This window comes from Corynebacterium sphenisci DSM 44792 (genome assembly GCF_001941505.1).
GTDB lineage: Bacteria > Actinomycetota > Actinomycetes > Mycobacteriales > Mycobacteriaceae > Corynebacterium > Corynebacterium sphenisci.
The window spans coordinates 1,005,040-1,020,446 of sequence record NZ_CP009248.1 but is presented as its reverse complement, the minus strand read 5'-3'; the positions used below and the strand labels follow the sequence as shown (position 1 = coordinate 1,020,446).

General features: G+C 75.7%; 15 protein-coding genes. 6 read left to right on the top strand and 9 right to left on the bottom strand.

The genetic code is table 11. The features are described 5' to 3' along the window. The first annotated feature begins 41 nt into the window (after positions 1-41). The gene (locus tag CSPHI_RS04600) at positions 42-839 is read left to right on the top strand and encodes a methyltransferase (RefSeq protein ID WP_075691711.1); all 798 of its coding nucleotides are present in this window, start codon (positions 42-44) and stop codon (positions 837-839) included. 71 nt (positions 840-910) lie between these two features. Here the strand turns inward: CSPHI_RS04600 and gltX are convergent, their stop codons facing one another. Beyond that, positions 911-2,404, bottom strand: coding sequence for a glutamate--tRNA ligase (gene gltX, locus CSPHI_RS04595; protein ID WP_075691710.1), 1,494 nt, complete (start codon positions 2,402-2,404; stop codon positions 911-913). Between the two features lie 75 nt (positions 2,405-2,479). Beyond that, complete coding sequence (locus CSPHI_RS04590; protein WP_075691709.1) at positions 2,480-2,698, bottom strand: YgaP family membrane protein; 219 nt, start codon at positions 2,696-2,698, stop codon at positions 2,480-2,482. An 85-nt stretch (positions 2,699-2,783) separates the two neighbouring features. Between CSPHI_RS04590 and CSPHI_RS04585 the strand changes: the two genes are divergently transcribed. Continuing rightward, positions 2,784-3,731, top strand: coding sequence for an SLAC1 anion channel family protein (locus CSPHI_RS04585; RefSeq protein WP_169840396.1), 948 nt, complete (start codon positions 2,784-2,786; stop codon positions 3,729-3,731). A 76-nt stretch (positions 3,732-3,807) separates the two neighbouring features. Here the strand turns inward: CSPHI_RS04585 and CSPHI_RS04580 are convergent, their stop codons facing one another. Continuing rightward, entirely contained in the window at positions 3,808-4,563 is a 756-nt protein-coding gene (locus CSPHI_RS04580; protein WP_075691708.1) for a TIM barrel protein, read from the bottom strand. Positions 4,564-4,602: 39 nt separating this feature from the next. Here CSPHI_RS04580 and CSPHI_RS04575 point away from each other — a divergent pair, with 39 nt between their 5' ends. After that, positions 4,603-5,430: an SDR family oxidoreductase gene (locus tag CSPHI_RS04575; RefSeq protein ID WP_075691707.1), complete on the top strand. Its 828-nt coding sequence runs from the start codon at positions 4,603-4,605 to the stop codon at positions 5,428-5,430. Between the two features lie 108 nt (positions 5,431-5,538). Next, a complete protein-coding gene (locus CSPHI_RS04570; protein WP_075691706.1) occupies positions 5,539-6,699 on the top strand; it encodes an isochorismate synthase in 1,161 nt (386 codons plus the stop codon). On the opposite strand, the gene CSPHI_RS04565 is transcribed toward CSPHI_RS04570, so the two are convergent. The 6 genes from CSPHI_RS04565 to CSPHI_RS04540 form a co-directional block, all read right to left on the bottom strand. After that, positions 6,696-7,805: a VanZ family protein gene (locus tag CSPHI_RS04565; protein WP_075691705.1), complete on the bottom strand. Its 1,110-nt coding sequence runs from the start codon at positions 7,803-7,805 to the stop codon at positions 6,696-6,698. The genes CSPHI_RS04570 and CSPHI_RS04565 overlap by 4 nt on opposite strands. A gap of 78 nt (positions 7,806-7,883) precedes the next feature. Further along, a complete protein-coding gene (locus CSPHI_RS04560) occupies positions 7,884-8,675 on the bottom strand; it encodes a fumarylacetoacetate hydrolase family protein (protein WP_075691704.1) in 792 nt (263 codons plus the stop codon). Positions 8,676-8,763: 88 nt separating this feature from the next. Continuing rightward, entirely contained in the window at positions 8,764-9,393 is a 630-nt protein-coding gene (locus tag CSPHI_RS04555; RefSeq protein ID WP_084210247.1) for an exonuclease domain-containing protein, read from the bottom strand. A 5-nt stretch (positions 9,394-9,398) separates the two neighbouring features. Continuing rightward, on the bottom strand, positions 9,399-11,288 hold the full coding sequence (locus CSPHI_RS04550) for a DUF294 nucleotidyltransferase-like domain-containing protein (protein ID WP_075691703.1): 1,890 nt from the start codon (positions 11,286-11,288) through the stop codon (positions 9,399-9,401). Positions 11,289-11,463: 175 nt separating this feature from the next. Beyond that, on the bottom strand, positions 11,464-12,591 hold the full coding sequence (locus CSPHI_RS04545) for a SufD family Fe-S cluster assembly protein (protein ID WP_075691702.1): 1,128 nt from the start codon (positions 12,589-12,591) through the stop codon (positions 11,464-11,466). A gap of 38 nt (positions 12,592-12,629) precedes the next feature. After that, complete coding sequence (locus tag CSPHI_RS04540; protein WP_075691701.1) at positions 12,630-13,355, bottom strand: ABC transporter ATP-binding protein; 726 nt, start codon at positions 13,353-13,355, stop codon at positions 12,630-12,632. Between the two features lie 393 nt (positions 13,356-13,748). Between CSPHI_RS04540 and CSPHI_RS04535 the strand changes: the two genes are divergently transcribed. After that, positions 13,749-14,768, top strand: coding sequence for a 3-isopropylmalate dehydrogenase (locus tag CSPHI_RS04535; RefSeq protein ID WP_157118569.1), 1,020 nt, complete (start codon positions 13,749-13,751; stop codon positions 14,766-14,768). A gap of 38 nt (positions 14,769-14,806) precedes the next feature. Beyond that, the gene (locus CSPHI_RS04530) at positions 14,807-15,400 is read left to right on the top strand and encodes a hypothetical protein (RefSeq protein ID WP_075691699.1); all 594 of its coding nucleotides are present in this window, start codon (positions 14,807-14,809) and stop codon (positions 15,398-15,400) included. Positions 15,401-15,407 lie beyond the last annotated feature (7 nt).

Sequence of the window (15,407 nt, the reverse complement as noted above, 5' to 3'; positions counted from 1 at the left end):
GGACGGCGCCGGCCCGCGGCGCCCGGAGGAAGGGGCCCGCCATGGCCGAATCGCTCACCGAATGGGGCGACGCCGCCGCGGCCTACGACCTCAGCTACGCGGGGATGTGCGCCGGGGCGATCCCGGCGGTGCTGGCGCACGCCCGCGCCGGGGTGCTCGCCGACGTCGGCTGCGGCACCGGGCGGCTGGCCCGGGCCGCCGCCGCGGCCGGCCACCGGGTGCTGGCCTGCGACCCCTCCCCCTCCATGGCGGCCGCCGCCCGGGCGCGCCTGGCCGGCCGGCCCGCGCAGGTGCACCGGGCGGGGCTGCCGGAGCTGGCCGGGTTCACCGACCACGGCGCGCCGGTGGCCGCGGACACCGTGGTATGCGCCTTCGTGCTGCAGCAGCTGCCCGACCCGGCCGCGGCGATGGCCGCCCTGGCCGCGCTGGCGCGCCCCGACGCGGCGGTGATCACCCTCACCTGGCCCACCGGCTACCTCCCGCACCGGCACGTGGTGCTGGATCTGCTCGACGAGCTCGGCGCCGACCCGCTGCCGGCCGCGGCGGCGAGCCCCCTGCGCCCCTCCCCGGAGGGGCTGGCGGAGCTGGCCGCCGGCGCCGGGCTGGAGATGGTCCGCGCCGCGGAGGAGCGCTGGACCTGGTCCACCGACTGGCCGAGCTTCCGCACCGGGCTGCGCGCCGGGATCGCGCACACCGGGGCGCGCTTCCTCGCCCAGGGCCCCGGCCTGCGCGCCGAGGTGGAGCGGCGGCTGCCCGCCGCCCTCGCCGCCTACGGCCCGCCGGAGGCGCTGCGGATCCCCTGCCGGGCGGCGCTGTGCGTGGCCCGGCGGCCCGGCTAACTCCCGCGGCGACGCCGACGGCCCCCGCCCAGGTGGGGGCGGGGGCCGTCGGCGGCGGGGAGGATGCGGGCTCAGCCCTCCGCCGGGGCGGTCCAGGGGGTGGCCTCGCGGGCGGCGCGCAGCCGGCGCAGGCAGCGCTCCCGGCCGAGCAGCTCCATGGACTCGAACAGCGGCGGGGAGACCTGGGCGCCGGTGACCGCCACCCGCACCGGGCCGAAGGCCTTGCGCGGCTTCTCCCCCAGATCCTCCACCAGGGCCCGCGTCAGCGCGGCCTCGATGGCGGCGGTGTCGAAGGAGCCCTCCCCGATACCCTCCACCGCGGCGATCGCGGCGTCGAGCACCGGGGCGGCGGCCTCCTTGAGATTGCGCCGGGCGGAGCGCTCGTCGAGGGTGAACCCGTCCTCGTCGACGACCAGGAAGCGCAGCAGCGGCCAGGCGTCGCCGAGGGTCTTGATCCGGGTCTGCACCAGCTCGGCGGCCATCCGGAAGTCCTTCGCCGGGAAGTCCAGCGGGAAATCGTGGGTGGCCTCCAGGTAGCTGCGCAGCCGGGCGGTGAAGTCCTCCGGGTCCAGCCGCCGGATGTGCTCGGCGTTGATCGCATCGGCCTTCTTCTGGTCGAAGCGGGCCGGATTGGCGTTGACGTCGCGCACGTCGAAGGCGGCGACCATCTCCTCGAGATCGAACACGTCGTGGTCGGCGGAGATGGACCAGCCCAGCAGCGCCAGGTAGTTCAGCAGCCCCTCCGGGATGAAGCCGTTCTCCCGGTGGATGAACAGATCCGACTCGGGATCGCGCTTGGACAGCTTCCGGTTGCCCTCGCCCATCACGAAGGGCAGATGCGCGAACTCCGGCACCCGCTCGGCGACGCCGATCCGCTGCAGCGCCTGGTAGAGCGCGATCTGGCGGGGGGTGGAGGAGAGCAGGTCCTCGCCGCGCAGCACGTGGGTGATCTCCATCAGCGCGTCATCGACCGGGTTGACCAGGGTGTAGAGGGGCTTGCCGTTGGAGCGGGCGATGACGAAGTCCGGCACCGAGCCGGCGGCGAACTCCACCCGGCCGCGCACCAGGTCGTCGAAGGCGATGGCGGTGTCCGGCATGCGCAGCCGGATCACCGGCTCGCGGCCCTCGGCGCGGAAGGCGGCCTTCTGCTCCTCGGTGAGGTCCCGGTCGTGGTTGTCGTAGCCCAGCTGCGGGTCCTCGCCGCGGGCGCGGCGGCGCTCGGCGACCTCCTCGCGGGTGGAGAAGTCCTCGTAGGCCTCCCCGGCGGCGAGCAGCTTGTCGATGACCTCCCGGTAGATCCCGCCGCGCTCGGACTGCCGGTAGGGCCCGTGCGGGCCGCCGACGTCGATGCCCTCGTCCCAGTCCAGGCCGAGCCAGGTCAGGGCGTCGATGATCGCCCGGTAGGACTCCTCGGTGTCCCGGGCGGCGTCGGTGTCCTCGATCCGGAACACCAGCGTCCCGCCGGTGTGCCGGGCGTAGGCCCAGTTGAACAGCGCCGTGCGGATGAGCCCGACATGCGGGGTGCCGGTGGGCGAGGGGCAGAAGCGTACGCGTACGTCAGACATGACTCCCGACGATACCCGCACCGCGGTCCACCCCGGACCGCCCCGCGCGCGGCGGGGCCGCACGGGCGGGCGCGGCTAGTCCACCCGGGGCGCCGCCGGCGCCGGGCAGGTGGAGAAGCCGAGGAGCCGGTACAGCGGGCAGAACCCGACCGCGCCGGTGATCAGCAGCACCGCCCCGACGATGCCCAGCACCCAGTTCCAGGGGGCGCCGGCGATGGTGAAGGCCAGGATGAGCAGGATGATGCCGGCGATGGCGCGCACGGCGCGATCGGCGGTGGATTCGTTGCGCTTCATGAGGTCAGGCTTACCCCGCGAACCCCCCGGGCGGGCGGGGGCACCCCCGGATGGGCGGATACCCCCTCTGGTATTCTCCCGCGCCGTGACCTCGATCAAGCAAAAGCTCGCCCTCACCCCGCTGCCCATCTTCGCCACCGTGATGGGCACCGCCGGGCTCTCCCTGGCCTGGCGCCGCGCCGAGGACGCGCTGGGCGTGCCCGGCGCCTTCGCCGACGTGCTCTTCTGGTTCGCCCTGGTGGTCTTCCTCGCCGCCGCGGCGGCCTACGGCGTGCGAATCGCCGACCGGGACCGCCTCGCCGCCGATCTGGGCCACCCGATGAAGGCCACCTTCCTCACCACGATCACGGTGTCCCTGGTGCTGCTGGCCGCCACCGGCCGGGAGGCGCTGCCCGGCCCGGTCACCGAGGTGCTCTGGTGGGTCGGCGCGCTCGGCCACCTCGCCGGGATGCTGGTCACCATGCGGCTGTGGATGTCGCCGACGATCGGCATCGGCCACGTCACCCCCGCCTGGTTCATCCCGGTGGTCGGCAACGTGGTGGTGCCCCTGGGCGGGGTGCCGCTGGGCCATGTCGGGATGAGCCTGTTCAGCTTCTCCGTGGGCATCGTGATGTGGCTGGGCATCCTGCCGCTGGTGCTGCACCGGCTGTTCCTGCACGACACCCCGATGCCGCCGAAGTTCCTGCCCACCATGGCGATCCTGCTCGCCCCGCCGGCGGTGTCCGCCGGCAGCGCCTACCTGCTCTTCGACGGCGGCGAGGGGGAGCCCGGCGCGCCGGCGAGGATCCTGGCCGCCTCGGCCGGGGCCTTCCTGCTGCTCGCGCTGACCCGGGCGATGGAGATCATCCGGCTGCCCTTCGCCCTGCCGCACTGGGCGATGTCCTTCCCCGCCGCCGCGATGGCCTCCGCCACGCTGCTCATGGAGCCGCGGATCGGCCTGTTCTTCCTCGCCTTCGCGACCATCCTGATCACCGGGCTGTGGGCCCGGATGGTGGTCGCCGTCGCCCGCGGCGGCATCTTCGTCGCCGACTAGCCCGGGCCCGCACCGCCCGGCGCGGCGCCCCCTCCCCCGCCCGCGGGGCCGGCCACGGCCCCGCGGGCGGGGCGCGTCAGGACGGGTCCCACTCCGCGGCGACGTGCCCGGCGTAGCCGGCGGCGCGCAGCGCCCGCACCCACCGGCCCAGCGGGGCCGCCCCGGTGCCGGGGGCGCCGCGGCCCGGGGCGTCGGCGACCTGGACATGCGCCGGCGGCGCCGCCCGGCCGGCGGCGAGGTCGCCGAGCCAGGCGTCGACGTCCACCCCGTTGGCCGCCAGGTGGTAGAGGTCGGCGAGCACCCCGGCCCCGGTGCGCTCCGCCAGCGCCGCCGCGGCCCGGGGATCGCGCAGCGGCAGCCGGGGATCCCCGGACAGCGGTTCCAGCAGCGGGGTGAACCAGTCGCCCACCTCCTCGACCACCGCGGCGATCCGCGCCTCCTGCGCCGCGGTGGGCTCCGGCCCGCCGGCGCCGGGCAGCAGATTGCCCATCGCCACCCCGGTGGCCCCGTGCAGCCGGCGCAGCGCCGCCAGGTGCCCGGGCGGCAGGTCCGCCCGATGCAGCACCCCGCGCTCCCCGGCGCCGAGATCCCCGCCCCACAGGTTCACCGCGACCAGCCGCACCCCGGCGCGGTCCAGCCCCGCGGCGAAGGCGTCGATCTCCGCCGGGGCCGGGTCGGGGACCGGGAAGGGCCACCAGAACTCCACCAGCGACCAGCCGGCCGCGGCGGCGGCGTGCGCGGCGGCGATCGGCTCGCCGCCGAAGAGGATCGAGCAGTTGGCCACGTCGGCGTAGGGCGCCTGGTCGGCGCGCGGTCCCGCGGGAGGCGTCATGGCCACCCAGACTAGACCGGCCATGCCACAATGGCGGCCATGTCCCCCACCGGATCCGAGGTCCCCGCGCCCGCCCCCGAGCGACCCCGGGTGGCCGTGGTCACCGGCGGCGGCGCCGGGATCGGCCGCGCCGCCGCCCGGCGCCTGGCCGCCGAGGGCTGGACGGTGGTGGTCGCCGGGCGCACCGGCGCCACCCTGGAGGCCAGCTGCGACCGCCCCGGGATGCACCCGGTGGTCGCCGACGTCACCTCCGACGGGTCCGTGGCCGCGCTCTTCGAGGCCGCCGGGGCGCTCGGCGAGGTGCGGCTGTGCCTGGTCAACGCCGGGGTGCCGGGGCCGGTGGCGGAATTCGGCGACCTCGCCCCGGCGGAGTTCGCGGACACCGTGGCGGTGAACCTCACCGGCGCCTTCCGCACCGCCGCGGCGGCCTTCCGGGCGATGCGCGACCAGGATCCGCCGGGCGGCCGGATCATCGTCAACGCCTCCATCGCCGCCCAGGTGCCCCGGCCGCGCAGCGCCGCCTACGCCGCCTCCAAGGCGGGCCTGGCGGGGCTCACCCGGGTGCTCGCCCTGGACGGCCGGGCGCACGGGATCGCGGCCACCCGGCTGGACGTCGGCAACGCCGCCACCGGGCTGCTCGCCGGGTTCGGCGTGGCCGGCGCCGATCCCGCCCCCGGCACCCGCACCCCGCCGGGCGAGGAGGGCCCGGGGGCGCTGCAGCCGGACGGCTCGCACCTGGTGGAGCCCTCCTTCGACGTCGCCGAGGTGGCCCGTGCGGTGTGCTACCTGGCCGCGCTGCCGGCCGAGGCCACCGTGGACCAGCTGACCCTCACCGCCGCGGGGATGCCCTTCCTCGGCCGCGGCTGAGGCCGCCGCCGCCGGGGGCCGGCGGCCTTGGCCGCCGTTCGACTCCGCCGCCCGGGCGGCTATGATTGGCCCGACCGAGCACGGCGCGACGAAGGCGGTGAACCCACCATGACGGCGCAGCGCGACGCGGGGTCCCTCGACGGGCCCGGGCGCCGGTTCCGGGATCGCCCGGAGACCGCCCCGGATTTCCTGCTCTCCCGGGCGCACGGCTCGGTGCGCACCCGCGGCATGGTCGCCGGCTACGCCGACCCCTGGCTGGCCGCGGAGCATCTGCGCCGGGGCCGGCACCGGATGGTCGTCGGCGCGCTGCCCTTCAACACCGACCGTCCGGCGGCGCTCACCGTGCCCCGGGAGGTGGTGCGCTCCGCGCAGCCCCTGGAGCCCCCGGCGCACTACCGGGCCCGCCGCGGCCGGCTGGGCGCCCGGATCACCGCCGAGGACCCCGCCCCGCCGGAGCACGTGGAGCGGGTCGCCGCGGCGGTGCGCACCATCGGCGCCTCCGGGCTGGAGAAGGTGGTGCTCGCCCGGGCCGTCGAGATCGCCTTCGACGCGCCGATCGATCCGCTGCTGCTGGCCGCCCGGCTCATCGACGCCTCCCCGAACCGGGACGGCTTCGTCGCCGATCTCTCCCCCGCCGGCGGCCGCTTCGCCGGCCGGCTGCTCATCGGCTCCTCCCCGGAGATGCTGGTGCGCCGCCGCGGCACCCGGGTGGAGGCCTTCCCGCTGGCCGGGTCGGTGGCCCGGTGCCGGGACCGCGCCGAGGACGAGGCCGCCGCCGCGCGGCTGCTGGCCTCCCGGAAGAACCACGACGAGCATTTCTTCGTGGTGGAGGACATCGCCGCGAACCTGGGCCCGCTGTGCCGGGACCTGGACGTGCCGGAGGACCCGGTGCTGCTGTCCACCTCGGAAATGCACCACCTGGGCACCCCGATCCGCGGGGAGCTGCGGGACCCGGTGATCTCGGCGCTGGATCTGGCGCTCATCGTGCACCCCACCCCCGCCATCTGCGGCACCCCCACCGAATCGGCGATGGGGGTCATCGAGGCGGTGGAGACCGACCGGGGCTTCTACGCCGGGGCGGTGGGCTGGTGCGACTCCGCCGGCGACGGCGAGTTCGTGGTGGCCATCCGCTGCGCGGAGGTCGACGCCGGCGGCACCGCCGCCCGGGCCTGGGGCGGCGGCGGGATCGTCGCCGACTCCGACCCGGAGGAGGAGGTCGCGGAGACCTCCGCGAAACTGCGCACCGTGCTGCGCGCCATGGGCCTCTAGCCCCGGCCGGGCCCCCGCGCCGGCTCCCCCGGCCCCGGGGCCGCCGGGGTGGGCCGGCCGGCGCGTTCGTCGACCAGGCGCAGCCCGAGCAGCCGGCCGGCCAGGCCGGCGGAGCCGGGCCGGGCCAGGGACCAGGCCGCGTCCACCGCCAGCAGCGCCGCCACCGCGGCGGGCGCCGCCGTCGGGGCGTGCAGCAGCGCCGCCGCCGCGCCCTGCACCAGCAGCACCCGCGCCGCCCCGGCCGGGGCGGCGCCGGTCTGCCGCAGCCAGCCGTGCCGCAGCCCCAGGGTGCCGCCGCGGCGGGCGGCGAGCGTCGCCTGGCCGGCGACCACCGCCGCGGCGACGAGGACGCCCACGGCCCCCGCGGCGGCGTCCGGCCCCGGCGCCCCGGTCAGCGCGGTGACGGCCACCGCCGCCGCCCCCGGCAGCGCGATGAGCGCCGCCAGGTCGATGCCCCGGGCCAGCACCACCCGCCAGGCGCGCACCGGGCGCGGGGCCAGCCGGTCCGGGGCCGCCGGATCCGGGGCCAGGGCCAGCAGCGGGGCGGCCACCGCGACGCCGAGGGCGGCGCCGGCGGTGTTGAGGATCAGATCCGAGGTGTCGGCGACCCGGAAGCGGCAGGGCGCCAGCCCGAACAGGGCGGTGAGCTGGCTGGTCTCGATGAGCGCCGAGGTCACCGCGCCGGCGGCGATGACCCGGGCGGCGGTGGCCCCGCGCACCCGTCGAGGCACCCGCCCGTAGGTCGCCCACCAGCAGCCGAGCACCCCGAAGGGCAGGAAGAACACCACGTTGAGCAGCCCCTGGCGCAGCGCGGCGCGGTGGATCCGGCCGCCGGCGGGGTCGGCGAGCACATCGCGCACCCAGTCCAGGGGGTTCACCGCGATCCCGGCCTCGTGGGCGGCGCACCAGGCGTCGGTGAGCTCCGGCAGCGGGAAGGTGGTGTAGACGAACAGGGCGGCGGCGTAGACCGCGGTGGCCGCCCAGGCGAGCAGGCCGCGGGCGCGCGGGGCGCCCCAGCGGCGCACCTGCAGCAGGATCAGCGGCCCGGCGGTGAGCGCCGCGAAGACCCCGCCGAGGCCCAGGGACAGGACCAGGTTCTCCTCCATGGCCCCGACGCTAGGGCCGCCGCGGACGGCGGGGGTGGGGTGCGCCCCACCACGGGCACCCGCGCCGCGGGGGCGGCGCTAGTCGGCGCGCTCGACCGGGTTGGCCAGCCGCCCGATGCCCGGGATCTCGATCTCGATCCGGTCGCCGGGGAACATCGAGGCGGTGCCGGCCGGGGAACCGGTGCAGATGACGTCCCCGGGCAGCAGGGTCATCGAGGCGGTGATGAACTCGATGATCTCGGGGATGTCCATGATCATCTGGTCCGAGTTGGAGTCCTGCTTGGTCTCGGTGACGCCCTCGTGGGTGAGATGCGCCTTGATCGGCAGCCCGGCGGGGTCCAGCTCGGTCTGGATCCAGGGGCCCAGGGGGCAGAAGGTGTCGATGCCCTTCGCCCGGGCCCACTGCCCGTCGGCGAACTGCAGATCCCGGGAGGAGACGTCGTTGACGATGGTGTAGCCGAAGATGACGTCCATCGCCCGCTCCCGGGGCACGTTCTTGCAGGGCTTGCCGATGACCAGGGCCAGCTCGCCCTCGAACTCGACCTTGGTGGCGAAGTCCGGGATCCGGATCGGCGCCTCGGGGCCGATCACCGCGGTCGGCGGCTTGAGGAACAGCGTCGGCGGCAGCGATTCGCCGGAGGCCTTGAAGACCTCCTTGACGTGATCGGCGTAGTTGCGGCCGATGGCGACGACCTTCGACGGCAGCATCGGGGACAGCAGCCGGATGTCCGCCAGGGGCCAGGACCTGCCGGTCTTGACGATGTCGGCGAAGGGGTGGCCCTCGATTTCGTGCAGTCGGACATCGGCGCCCTCGCCCTCGACGAGTGCGAAGCACATGCCCTCCGGGTGGGCGATCCTGGCGATACGCATGACGGACAGGCTACACGCGCGGCCCGGTTCGGCCATGTCGGGGGGTGCCGCCGCCGTGTCGCGCCCCGCGGCGGCGGATCCGCCGGGCTCAGCGCCGGGGCACCCGGTGCGCGTCCTGGGCCAGCCACACCTCGGCGCAGGCCAGGGCGTCGTTGAGCGCATGATGCGCCCTGGTGGCGGGCAGCCCGTAGCCGGCCCGGACGTTCCACAGCCGCAGCTCATCGCGGCCGGGCCGCCGGCCGGCGGCGGAGATCCGGGCGAACTCCCGGGTCATCGTGTCATCGGCGGGCACGTCGAAGCCGGCGCCGAAATGGCGCCGGCAGGCCCGGTCCAGGAAGCCCAGCTCCATGTCCGCGAAATGGGCGAGCAGCCGCCGGCCGGTCAGCGCGCGCAGCACCATCGCCACCGCCTCGGCGGGGTCCTCCCCGGAGGCGACCATGTCGTCGGTGAGCCCGTGCAGGGTGGCGGACTCCCCCACCGAGTCCATGTCCTCCCGGCGCAGCACCACGTGCCCGGCCCCGCCGAGGATGATCTCGGCGCCGTCGACCGGCACCCAGCCGATGGAGAGCAGGTGGTCGGCGTCCGGGTCCAGCCCGGTGGTCTCCACGTCCACCGCCAGCCGGCGCTCCGGGTGCGCCTCGGCGGCGTAGAGCCCGGCCAGCGGCCCGGTGGCGCCGCGCCGGGCGCGGTCGCGGCGGATCCCGTCGAAGATGCCCATCGCGCTCAGCCGATCGTGTGGATCGGGTACTTCGCGGCCAGGCCCTGCTGCATCCGGCGCACCACGCCGAAGGCGTCGCGCAGGTGCTGCCGCTCCAGCTTGGACAGCTCCCGGGGGTGCAGGTGGTTGTCGGGCTCCGCCCCGGCGGCCGCGGTGTGCGCCTGGTGCTCCAGCAGCACCGTGGTGAGGAACTCGTAGGCGTCGCCGAGATCGGCGGCCCCGCGGCGGGAGACCGAGCCCGCCCCGGCGGCGGCGATCAGCCGCTCCCGGGTGCCCAGCTGGGGCAACCCGGCGGCCAGCGCGAACAGGCGGGCCATCTGCACCACCGCGGCGGTGCCGCCCTTCTTCAGGTCCAGGGTGTTGGCGTGCTCGCCGTCCTTCTCCAGCACCAGGCCGCGGAACACCCCCAGCGGGGGCTCCCGGTGCGCGGCGAGCTTGGCCAGGTGCGCGTGCAGCCGGGGGCTGTTCGCCGCGATCGGCACGTAGGAGCCGCGCAGCGCGTCCACCAGGGCGGTGGCGCCGTGGATGCCGCGGATGTCGAAGAAGGTCTGGGCGTGCAGCAGCGCATCCGGCTCGGGGGCGGTGACCCACTGGTGGAAGGTGGTCTCCCAGGCCGATTCGGTCATCCGCCAGGCGGGGTTGGTGGCCATCATGTCGCCGGGGCAGAGCGGGTAGCCGCAGTCGGCCAGCCCGGCGCAGACGAACTCGGCCAGGTCCGCGAAATAGCGCCCGTGCGCGGCCTCGTCGTAGGCGTCGTCGAGGATGAGCGCATTGTCCTGGTCACTGGCCAGGCCCATCTCCCGGCGGCCCTGGGAGCCGAGCACCACGAAGGCGTAGGGCACCGGGGGTTCGCCGAGGGACTCCTCGGCGAGCACCAGCAGCCGGCGGGCCACCGCGTCGGCGTTGGCGGTGAGCAGCCGGGAGATCTCGTCGGGGCCGAAGCCGCGGTCGATGAAGGTGCCCACGGTGCGCCGGGCGTTCGCGGCGATCTCGGCGATCTCGGTGATCGAGGCCTTGCGGGACAGCGCCGCGGTGGCGTAGACGGGGTCGGTGTGCAGGGTGCGCATCAGATCGCCGATGACCAGCATCCCGCGCAGCTCCCCGGCGTCGGCCACCGGCAGGTGGTGGTAGCCGCGCTCGGCCATGAGCAGCATCGCCTCGAAGGCGAGCACCTCGGGGGCGAGCACCTCCGGGTCGGGGGTCATCACCTCCGACACCGGGCGGGAGGTGTCCACCCCGGCGACGATCACCCGCCGGCGCAGGTCCCGGTCGGTGATGATGCCGACCAGCCCGGAGGGGTGCGCCCCGTCCGCCGGCGCCGCCGCCGGGTCGACGATCAGGAGGGAGGACACCCCGCGTTCGGTCATGATCGCCGCGGCCTCCCGGATGGGGGTCGCCGGCCCGGCGGTGACCGGGTCGGGGGCCATCAGGTCCGCGACCCGGGTGCGCAGCGCGTCCCCGGCGGCGGTGGAGCGCAGCGAGGAGGCCACCGCCCGGATCCGGGCGTTCTCCCCGCCGTAGTAGCGGGCCACGCACTCGTGGCGCTCCATCAGATCCGCCCAGACGTCGCGGTGCATGACCAGCAGCACCGCGTCCTCCACCGCGGTCATGGTGTAGAGGGAGGGCTCCCGGGAGAGCAGCGTGGAGTAGCCGAGGTGGTCCCCGGCGTCGCGGCGATCCAGCAGGGTGCCGGAGGCGTCGAAGACGTCGACCAGCCCGGAGCGGATCAGGAACACGTCGTCATTGGCGCGGCCGGCGGCGAGCACGTCGTCGCCGCGGCGCACGTAGCGCATGGTGAGCCGGCCGGGCAGGGCGTTGAGGGCCTCGACGGGCAGGTCGGAGAACGGCGCGCAGCCGGCGAGGAAGTCGCGGATCTCCTCGAGTTCGACGGTCATGGGTGGGCGCCTTTCGTCCGCGCGGCGGCCCGGGCGGGCCGGTGCTTTCCCCCAGGATAGCGAGGGGCCCCGCCGGCCCGGGCGGCTTTGCCCGGCGGGCGCGCCGCCGGGGGTGGCCCGGCGGCGGCCGGCCGCCCCCGGCCGGCCGCGGGGGCCGGCCGGGGCCGGGGCGGGATCAGAAGTTCTCCGCCTCCCGGGCGGCGCTGACCAGGTCCTCGACCCGGTCGCGCACCGCGGCCGGGATCCGGTCGTCGTCGAGGTTGAGGAAGCCCTGCACGATGAGATCGCGGGCGGCGTCCTCGTCGATGCCCAGGGCCTTGAGGTAGTCGAGCTTCTCGTCGTCGATCATGCCGACGGCGGCCTCGTGGGAGAGCTGGGCCCGATCCGCCCGGGCGTCCAGGGCCGGGATGGACTCGATGACGCCGGTGTCGCGCAGCAGCAGCCCGTCGCACTCCAGGAAGCCGCGGACGTCCTGGACGGTGGAGCGCAGCGTGTTGACGTTGCGGATCCGGCCGCCGTCGGAGACCATCCGGGAGACCTGCTCGGCCTGCGCCCCGGCCCCGGCGAGATCGATGACCGTGGTCATGTCCCGGTCGGTGCCCTCCGGGGCGAAGACGATGCTGTGCGAGGTGCACGCCGAACGGGCGCCGACCTCGGTGCGGGAGTCGGCGACCATCCTGCGCAGCCCGGACACGGCCACCGACACGGTGCTCATGGTGGCGTCCGCGCCGACCCTGGCGCGGTCGTAGCTGTGCACCTCCATCTCCCGGCCCCAGCGGTCCACGTCGACGCTGCGCACCTGGGCGCCGTCGCCGACGAAGGTCTCGTTGACGCTGACGTGGGTGCCGTGGGTGAGCGCCGGGGCGACCGCGGAGCCGGAGACGGAGTCGACCACGGCGCCGGCGCCGATGACGGTGATGTCGTGCACGAACTGGCGCTCCTGCGGCACCGTCATCACAGTGAAGGACTGGTGCGGCAGCTCCACCCGGGCCCCGTCGCGCACCCAGGTGAAGGTGCCCAGCGGCTCCCGGGTGGATTCGAAGGCCCGGCGCAGGATGGGATCGGACTCCGGGTCGATCAGGCTGAACATGAGGTCCTGCACCCAGGGGTGCGCGAGCAGCGCCTCGGCCAGGGGCATCATCACGATGTCCGGGTGCTGGCTCTCCATGGCGGCGTAGCCGTGGTCGACGAGCACGGAGGTGGCGGAGCGGCGCTCGGGCGGCGCCCAGCCGACGGATTCGAGCAGATCGGGGTTGGCGGCGGCGGGCCCGAGATCCCGCGCGGTGGGGGCGATGGTGGTCATCGTGGGTCATTCCTTTCGCAGGGGCGGTCCGGCGGGGCTCAGGCGGCGGGCGCCCGGTAGCCCTCGCGGCGGATCGCCTCGAACATCTCGTGGGGGTCGCCGGAGTCGACGAGCCGGCCGTCGACCATCAGGTGCGCGACATCGGCGTCGATGCCGTCGAGGATGAACCCGGTGTGCGTGATCACCAGCCCGGCGCGCGGCCGGCCGGCGGCGTCGGGCCGCTCCAGCAGCTCGCGCACCGCCCGGCCCACCACGGCGACCTGCTCCATGTCCACCCCGGACTCGGGTTCGTCGAAGAGGCAGAGGCTGGGGCCCTGCAGATCGAGCTTCATCACCTCGAAGCGCTTGGCCTCGCCCCCGGAGAAGCCGTGGTTGACGTCCCGGTCGAGCAGATGGGCCAGGCCCAGCCGGTCCGCGGCGTCGGGCAGCCGGCCCTCGGCGCCGATCGCGGCGGCGAGCCGGGCGACCTGCACGCCCTTGAGCGCGGGCGGGCGCTGGAAGGCCAGGCCGATGCCGGCGCGGGCGCGTTCCTCGGTGGGCATTCCGGAGATGTCCTCGCCGCGCAGCCGGGCCACGCCGGCGGCGATCCGGAAGGGGGTGATCCCCATGATGCCGTTGAGCAGGGTGGATTTGCCGGATCCGTTGGGGCCGAGCAGGATGTGCCGCTCGCCCTCCCGGATGACCAGGTCGATGCCGCGGCAGATGACGTCCTCGCCGGCGGCCACGTCGACGCCGCTGAGCTGAAGAAGCGGGGTGTCGGACATGACGGTGCCTCTTTCCTGTGTGCGGGCGCCGTGGCGGGGCCGCGCCACCGCGCCGTTATGGCGGGTACTGCCATGGATGAGGCTGCACCACCGAAGATACCACCGGATCCGCAATTCCGCCCGCGCCCGGCATTGCGTACCGCGGCGCCCGCCGCATCCGCGCCACGACCGTGCCGACCTGCGGGTACGTGAACCGGGAAAACCCGTTATGGTTGCCATGAAATAATCTCCCTAAATGCATTCGGCGTTAATTCGCGGATCTGCGCGAATACGCAAATGCGGCATTCGCCGCCGGGTGGGGGCGCCCGGCGGCGGGACCGGGCGGCGGACCCGCTTTGCTAGGATGCATGCGTCCACGCAGTGAGAAAGGAATCCCGCCACATGAGCAGCGCACTGAGGATCGCCGTCATCCCCGGCGACGGCATCGGCACCGAGGTCACCGCGGAGGCGCTGAAGGTGCTCCGCGCCGCGATCGGCGATTTCGAGGTCACCGAGTACGACCTGGGCGGGCGCCGCTACGCCGCGACCGGGCAGACCCTCACCGAGGCGGACCTGGCCGACATCCGCGGCCATGACGCGATCCTGCTCGGCGCGGTCGGCGACCCGGAGCGGGTGCCGCCGGGGGTGCTCGAGCGCGGGCTGCTGCTGCGCATGCGCTTCGCCCTGGACCACCACGTCAACCTGCGCCCGGCCCGGCTCTTCCCCGGAGTGGCCTCCCCGCTGCGCGATCCCGGCGAGATCGACTTCGTGGTGGTGCGCGAGGGCACCGAGGGCGCCTACACCGGCAACGGCGGCGCCATCCGGGTGGGCACCGCCCAGGAGGTCGCCAACGAGACCAGCGTGAACACCCGCTTCGGCGCGGAGCGGGTGGTGCGCTACGCCTTCGACCTGGCGATGACCCGCCGGCGGCGGCTCACCCTGGTGCACAAGACCAACGTGCTCGTGCACGGCGGCGGCCTGTGGCAGCGCACCGTCGACGAGGTCGCCGCGGAGTACCCGGAGGTGGCGGTGGACTACTGCCACATCGACGCCGCCACCATCTACCTGGTCACCGACCCGGGCCGCTTCGACGTGATCGTCACCGACAACCTCTTCGGCGACATCCTCACCGACGAGGCCGGGGCGGTCACCGGCGGGATCGGCCTGGCCGCCTCCGGCAACATCGACGCCTCCGGGGCCAACCCCTCCATGTTCGAGCCGGTGCACGGCTCCGCCCCGGACATCGCCGGCACGGGCGTCGCGGACCCGACCGCGGCGATCCTCTCGGCGGCGATGATGCTGCGCCACCTCGGCCGCGCCGGGGCCGCGGAGCGGATCGAGGCCGCCGTGGAGGCCGATCTCGCCGCCCGCGGCGACGCCCCGGTGCGCACGGTCGAGGTCGGCGACCGGATCGCCGCCGCCGTCGCCGGCTGATCCGGCGCACTCCCCCGCCCCCGACCGAGGAGCCGACGATGACCCGGATCCGCCCCCGCCGACGCGCCCTCGCCGCCGCCGCGGCCGCCCTGCTCGCCCTCGCCGGCTGCTCCGGCGCCGGGGACCCGGACGACTCCGCCGAGGCCCCCGCGGCGCAGGACCCGACCGCCGCGCCCGCCACGCCCGCCGCGCCGACCCCGCCGGCGACCGACGCGGCCGGGGCGGCCGAGCTGCTCGCCGCCGCCGCCGACGGCGGCGCGGTGCGCGCCGGCCGGGTGGTGCCCCCGCCGAACTGGGGCGAGCTGACGCTCAGCGATGTGGGCAACGCCCGGGTGACCGCCCCCGCCGACGGGGAGGTCGATCCGCTCGCCGGGCTCGCCGACCGCTTCCCGGTGGGCGCGCCCGGCTGCGAATCGACGCTGTACCTCATCACCTTCGTCGCCGACTCCGGGGAGGTCGCCGCCGGCTACGGGGCGGACCCGGCGCCGGCCGCGCAGGCCGAGGGCTGGATGCTCGCCGACGCCTGCCACCGGCCGAAGCTCATCGGGGTCACCGCGGACACCCCGGTGGCGGTGGTGGTGGACCGCTACGACCCGCCCGCCGAGGCCCCCGCGCAGCGACCCGCGGGCTAGCCGCGGC

Bases quoted from the DNA above. Each gene is read 5' to 3' on its own strand.
- CSPHI_RS04600 (WP_075691711.1), top strand. From the start codon at position 42: ATGGCCGAATCGCTCACCGAATGGGGCGACGCCGCCGCGGCCTACGAC.
- gltX (WP_075691710.1), bottom strand. From the start codon at position 2,404: ATGTCTGACGTACGCGTACGCTTCTGCCCCTCGCCCACCGGCACCCCG.
- CSPHI_RS04590 (WP_075691709.1), bottom strand. From the start codon at position 2,698: ATGAAGCGCAACGAATCCACCGCCGATCGCGCCGTGCGCGCCATCGCC.
- CSPHI_RS04580 (WP_075691708.1), bottom strand. From the start codon at position 4,563: ATGACGCCTCCCGCGGGACCGCGCGCCGACCAGGCGCCCTACGCCGAC.
- CSPHI_RS04575 (WP_075691707.1), top strand. From the start codon at position 4,603: ATGTCCCCCACCGGATCCGAGGTCCCCGCGCCCGCCCCCGAGCGACCC.
- CSPHI_RS04570 (WP_075691706.1), top strand. From the start codon at position 5,539: ATGACGGCGCAGCGCGACGCGGGGTCCCTCGACGGGCCCGGGCGCCGG.
- CSPHI_RS04565 (WP_075691705.1), bottom strand. From the start codon at position 7,805: ATGGAGGAGAACCTGGTCCTGTCCCTGGGCCTCGGCGGGGTCTTCGCG.
- CSPHI_RS04560 (WP_075691704.1), bottom strand. From the start codon at position 8,675: ATGCGTATCGCCAGGATCGCCCACCCGGAGGGCATGTGCTTCGCACTC.
- CSPHI_RS04555 (WP_084210247.1), bottom strand. From the start codon at position 9,393: ATGGGCATCTTCGACGGGATCCGCCGCGACCGCGCCCGGCGCGGCGCC.
- CSPHI_RS04550 (WP_075691703.1), bottom strand. From the start codon at position 11,288: ATGACCGTCGAACTCGAGGAGATCCGCGACTTCCTCGCCGGCTGCGCG.
- CSPHI_RS04545 (WP_075691702.1), bottom strand. From the start codon at position 12,591: ATGACCACCATCGCCCCCACCGCGCGGGATCTCGGGCCCGCCGCCGCC.
- CSPHI_RS04540 (WP_075691701.1), bottom strand. From the start codon at position 13,355: ATGTCCGACACCCCGCTTCTTCAGCTCAGCGGCGTCGACGTGGCCGCC.
- CSPHI_RS04530 (WP_075691699.1), top strand. From the start codon at position 14,807: ATGACCCGGATCCGCCCCCGCCGACGCGCCCTCGCCGCCGCCGCGGCC.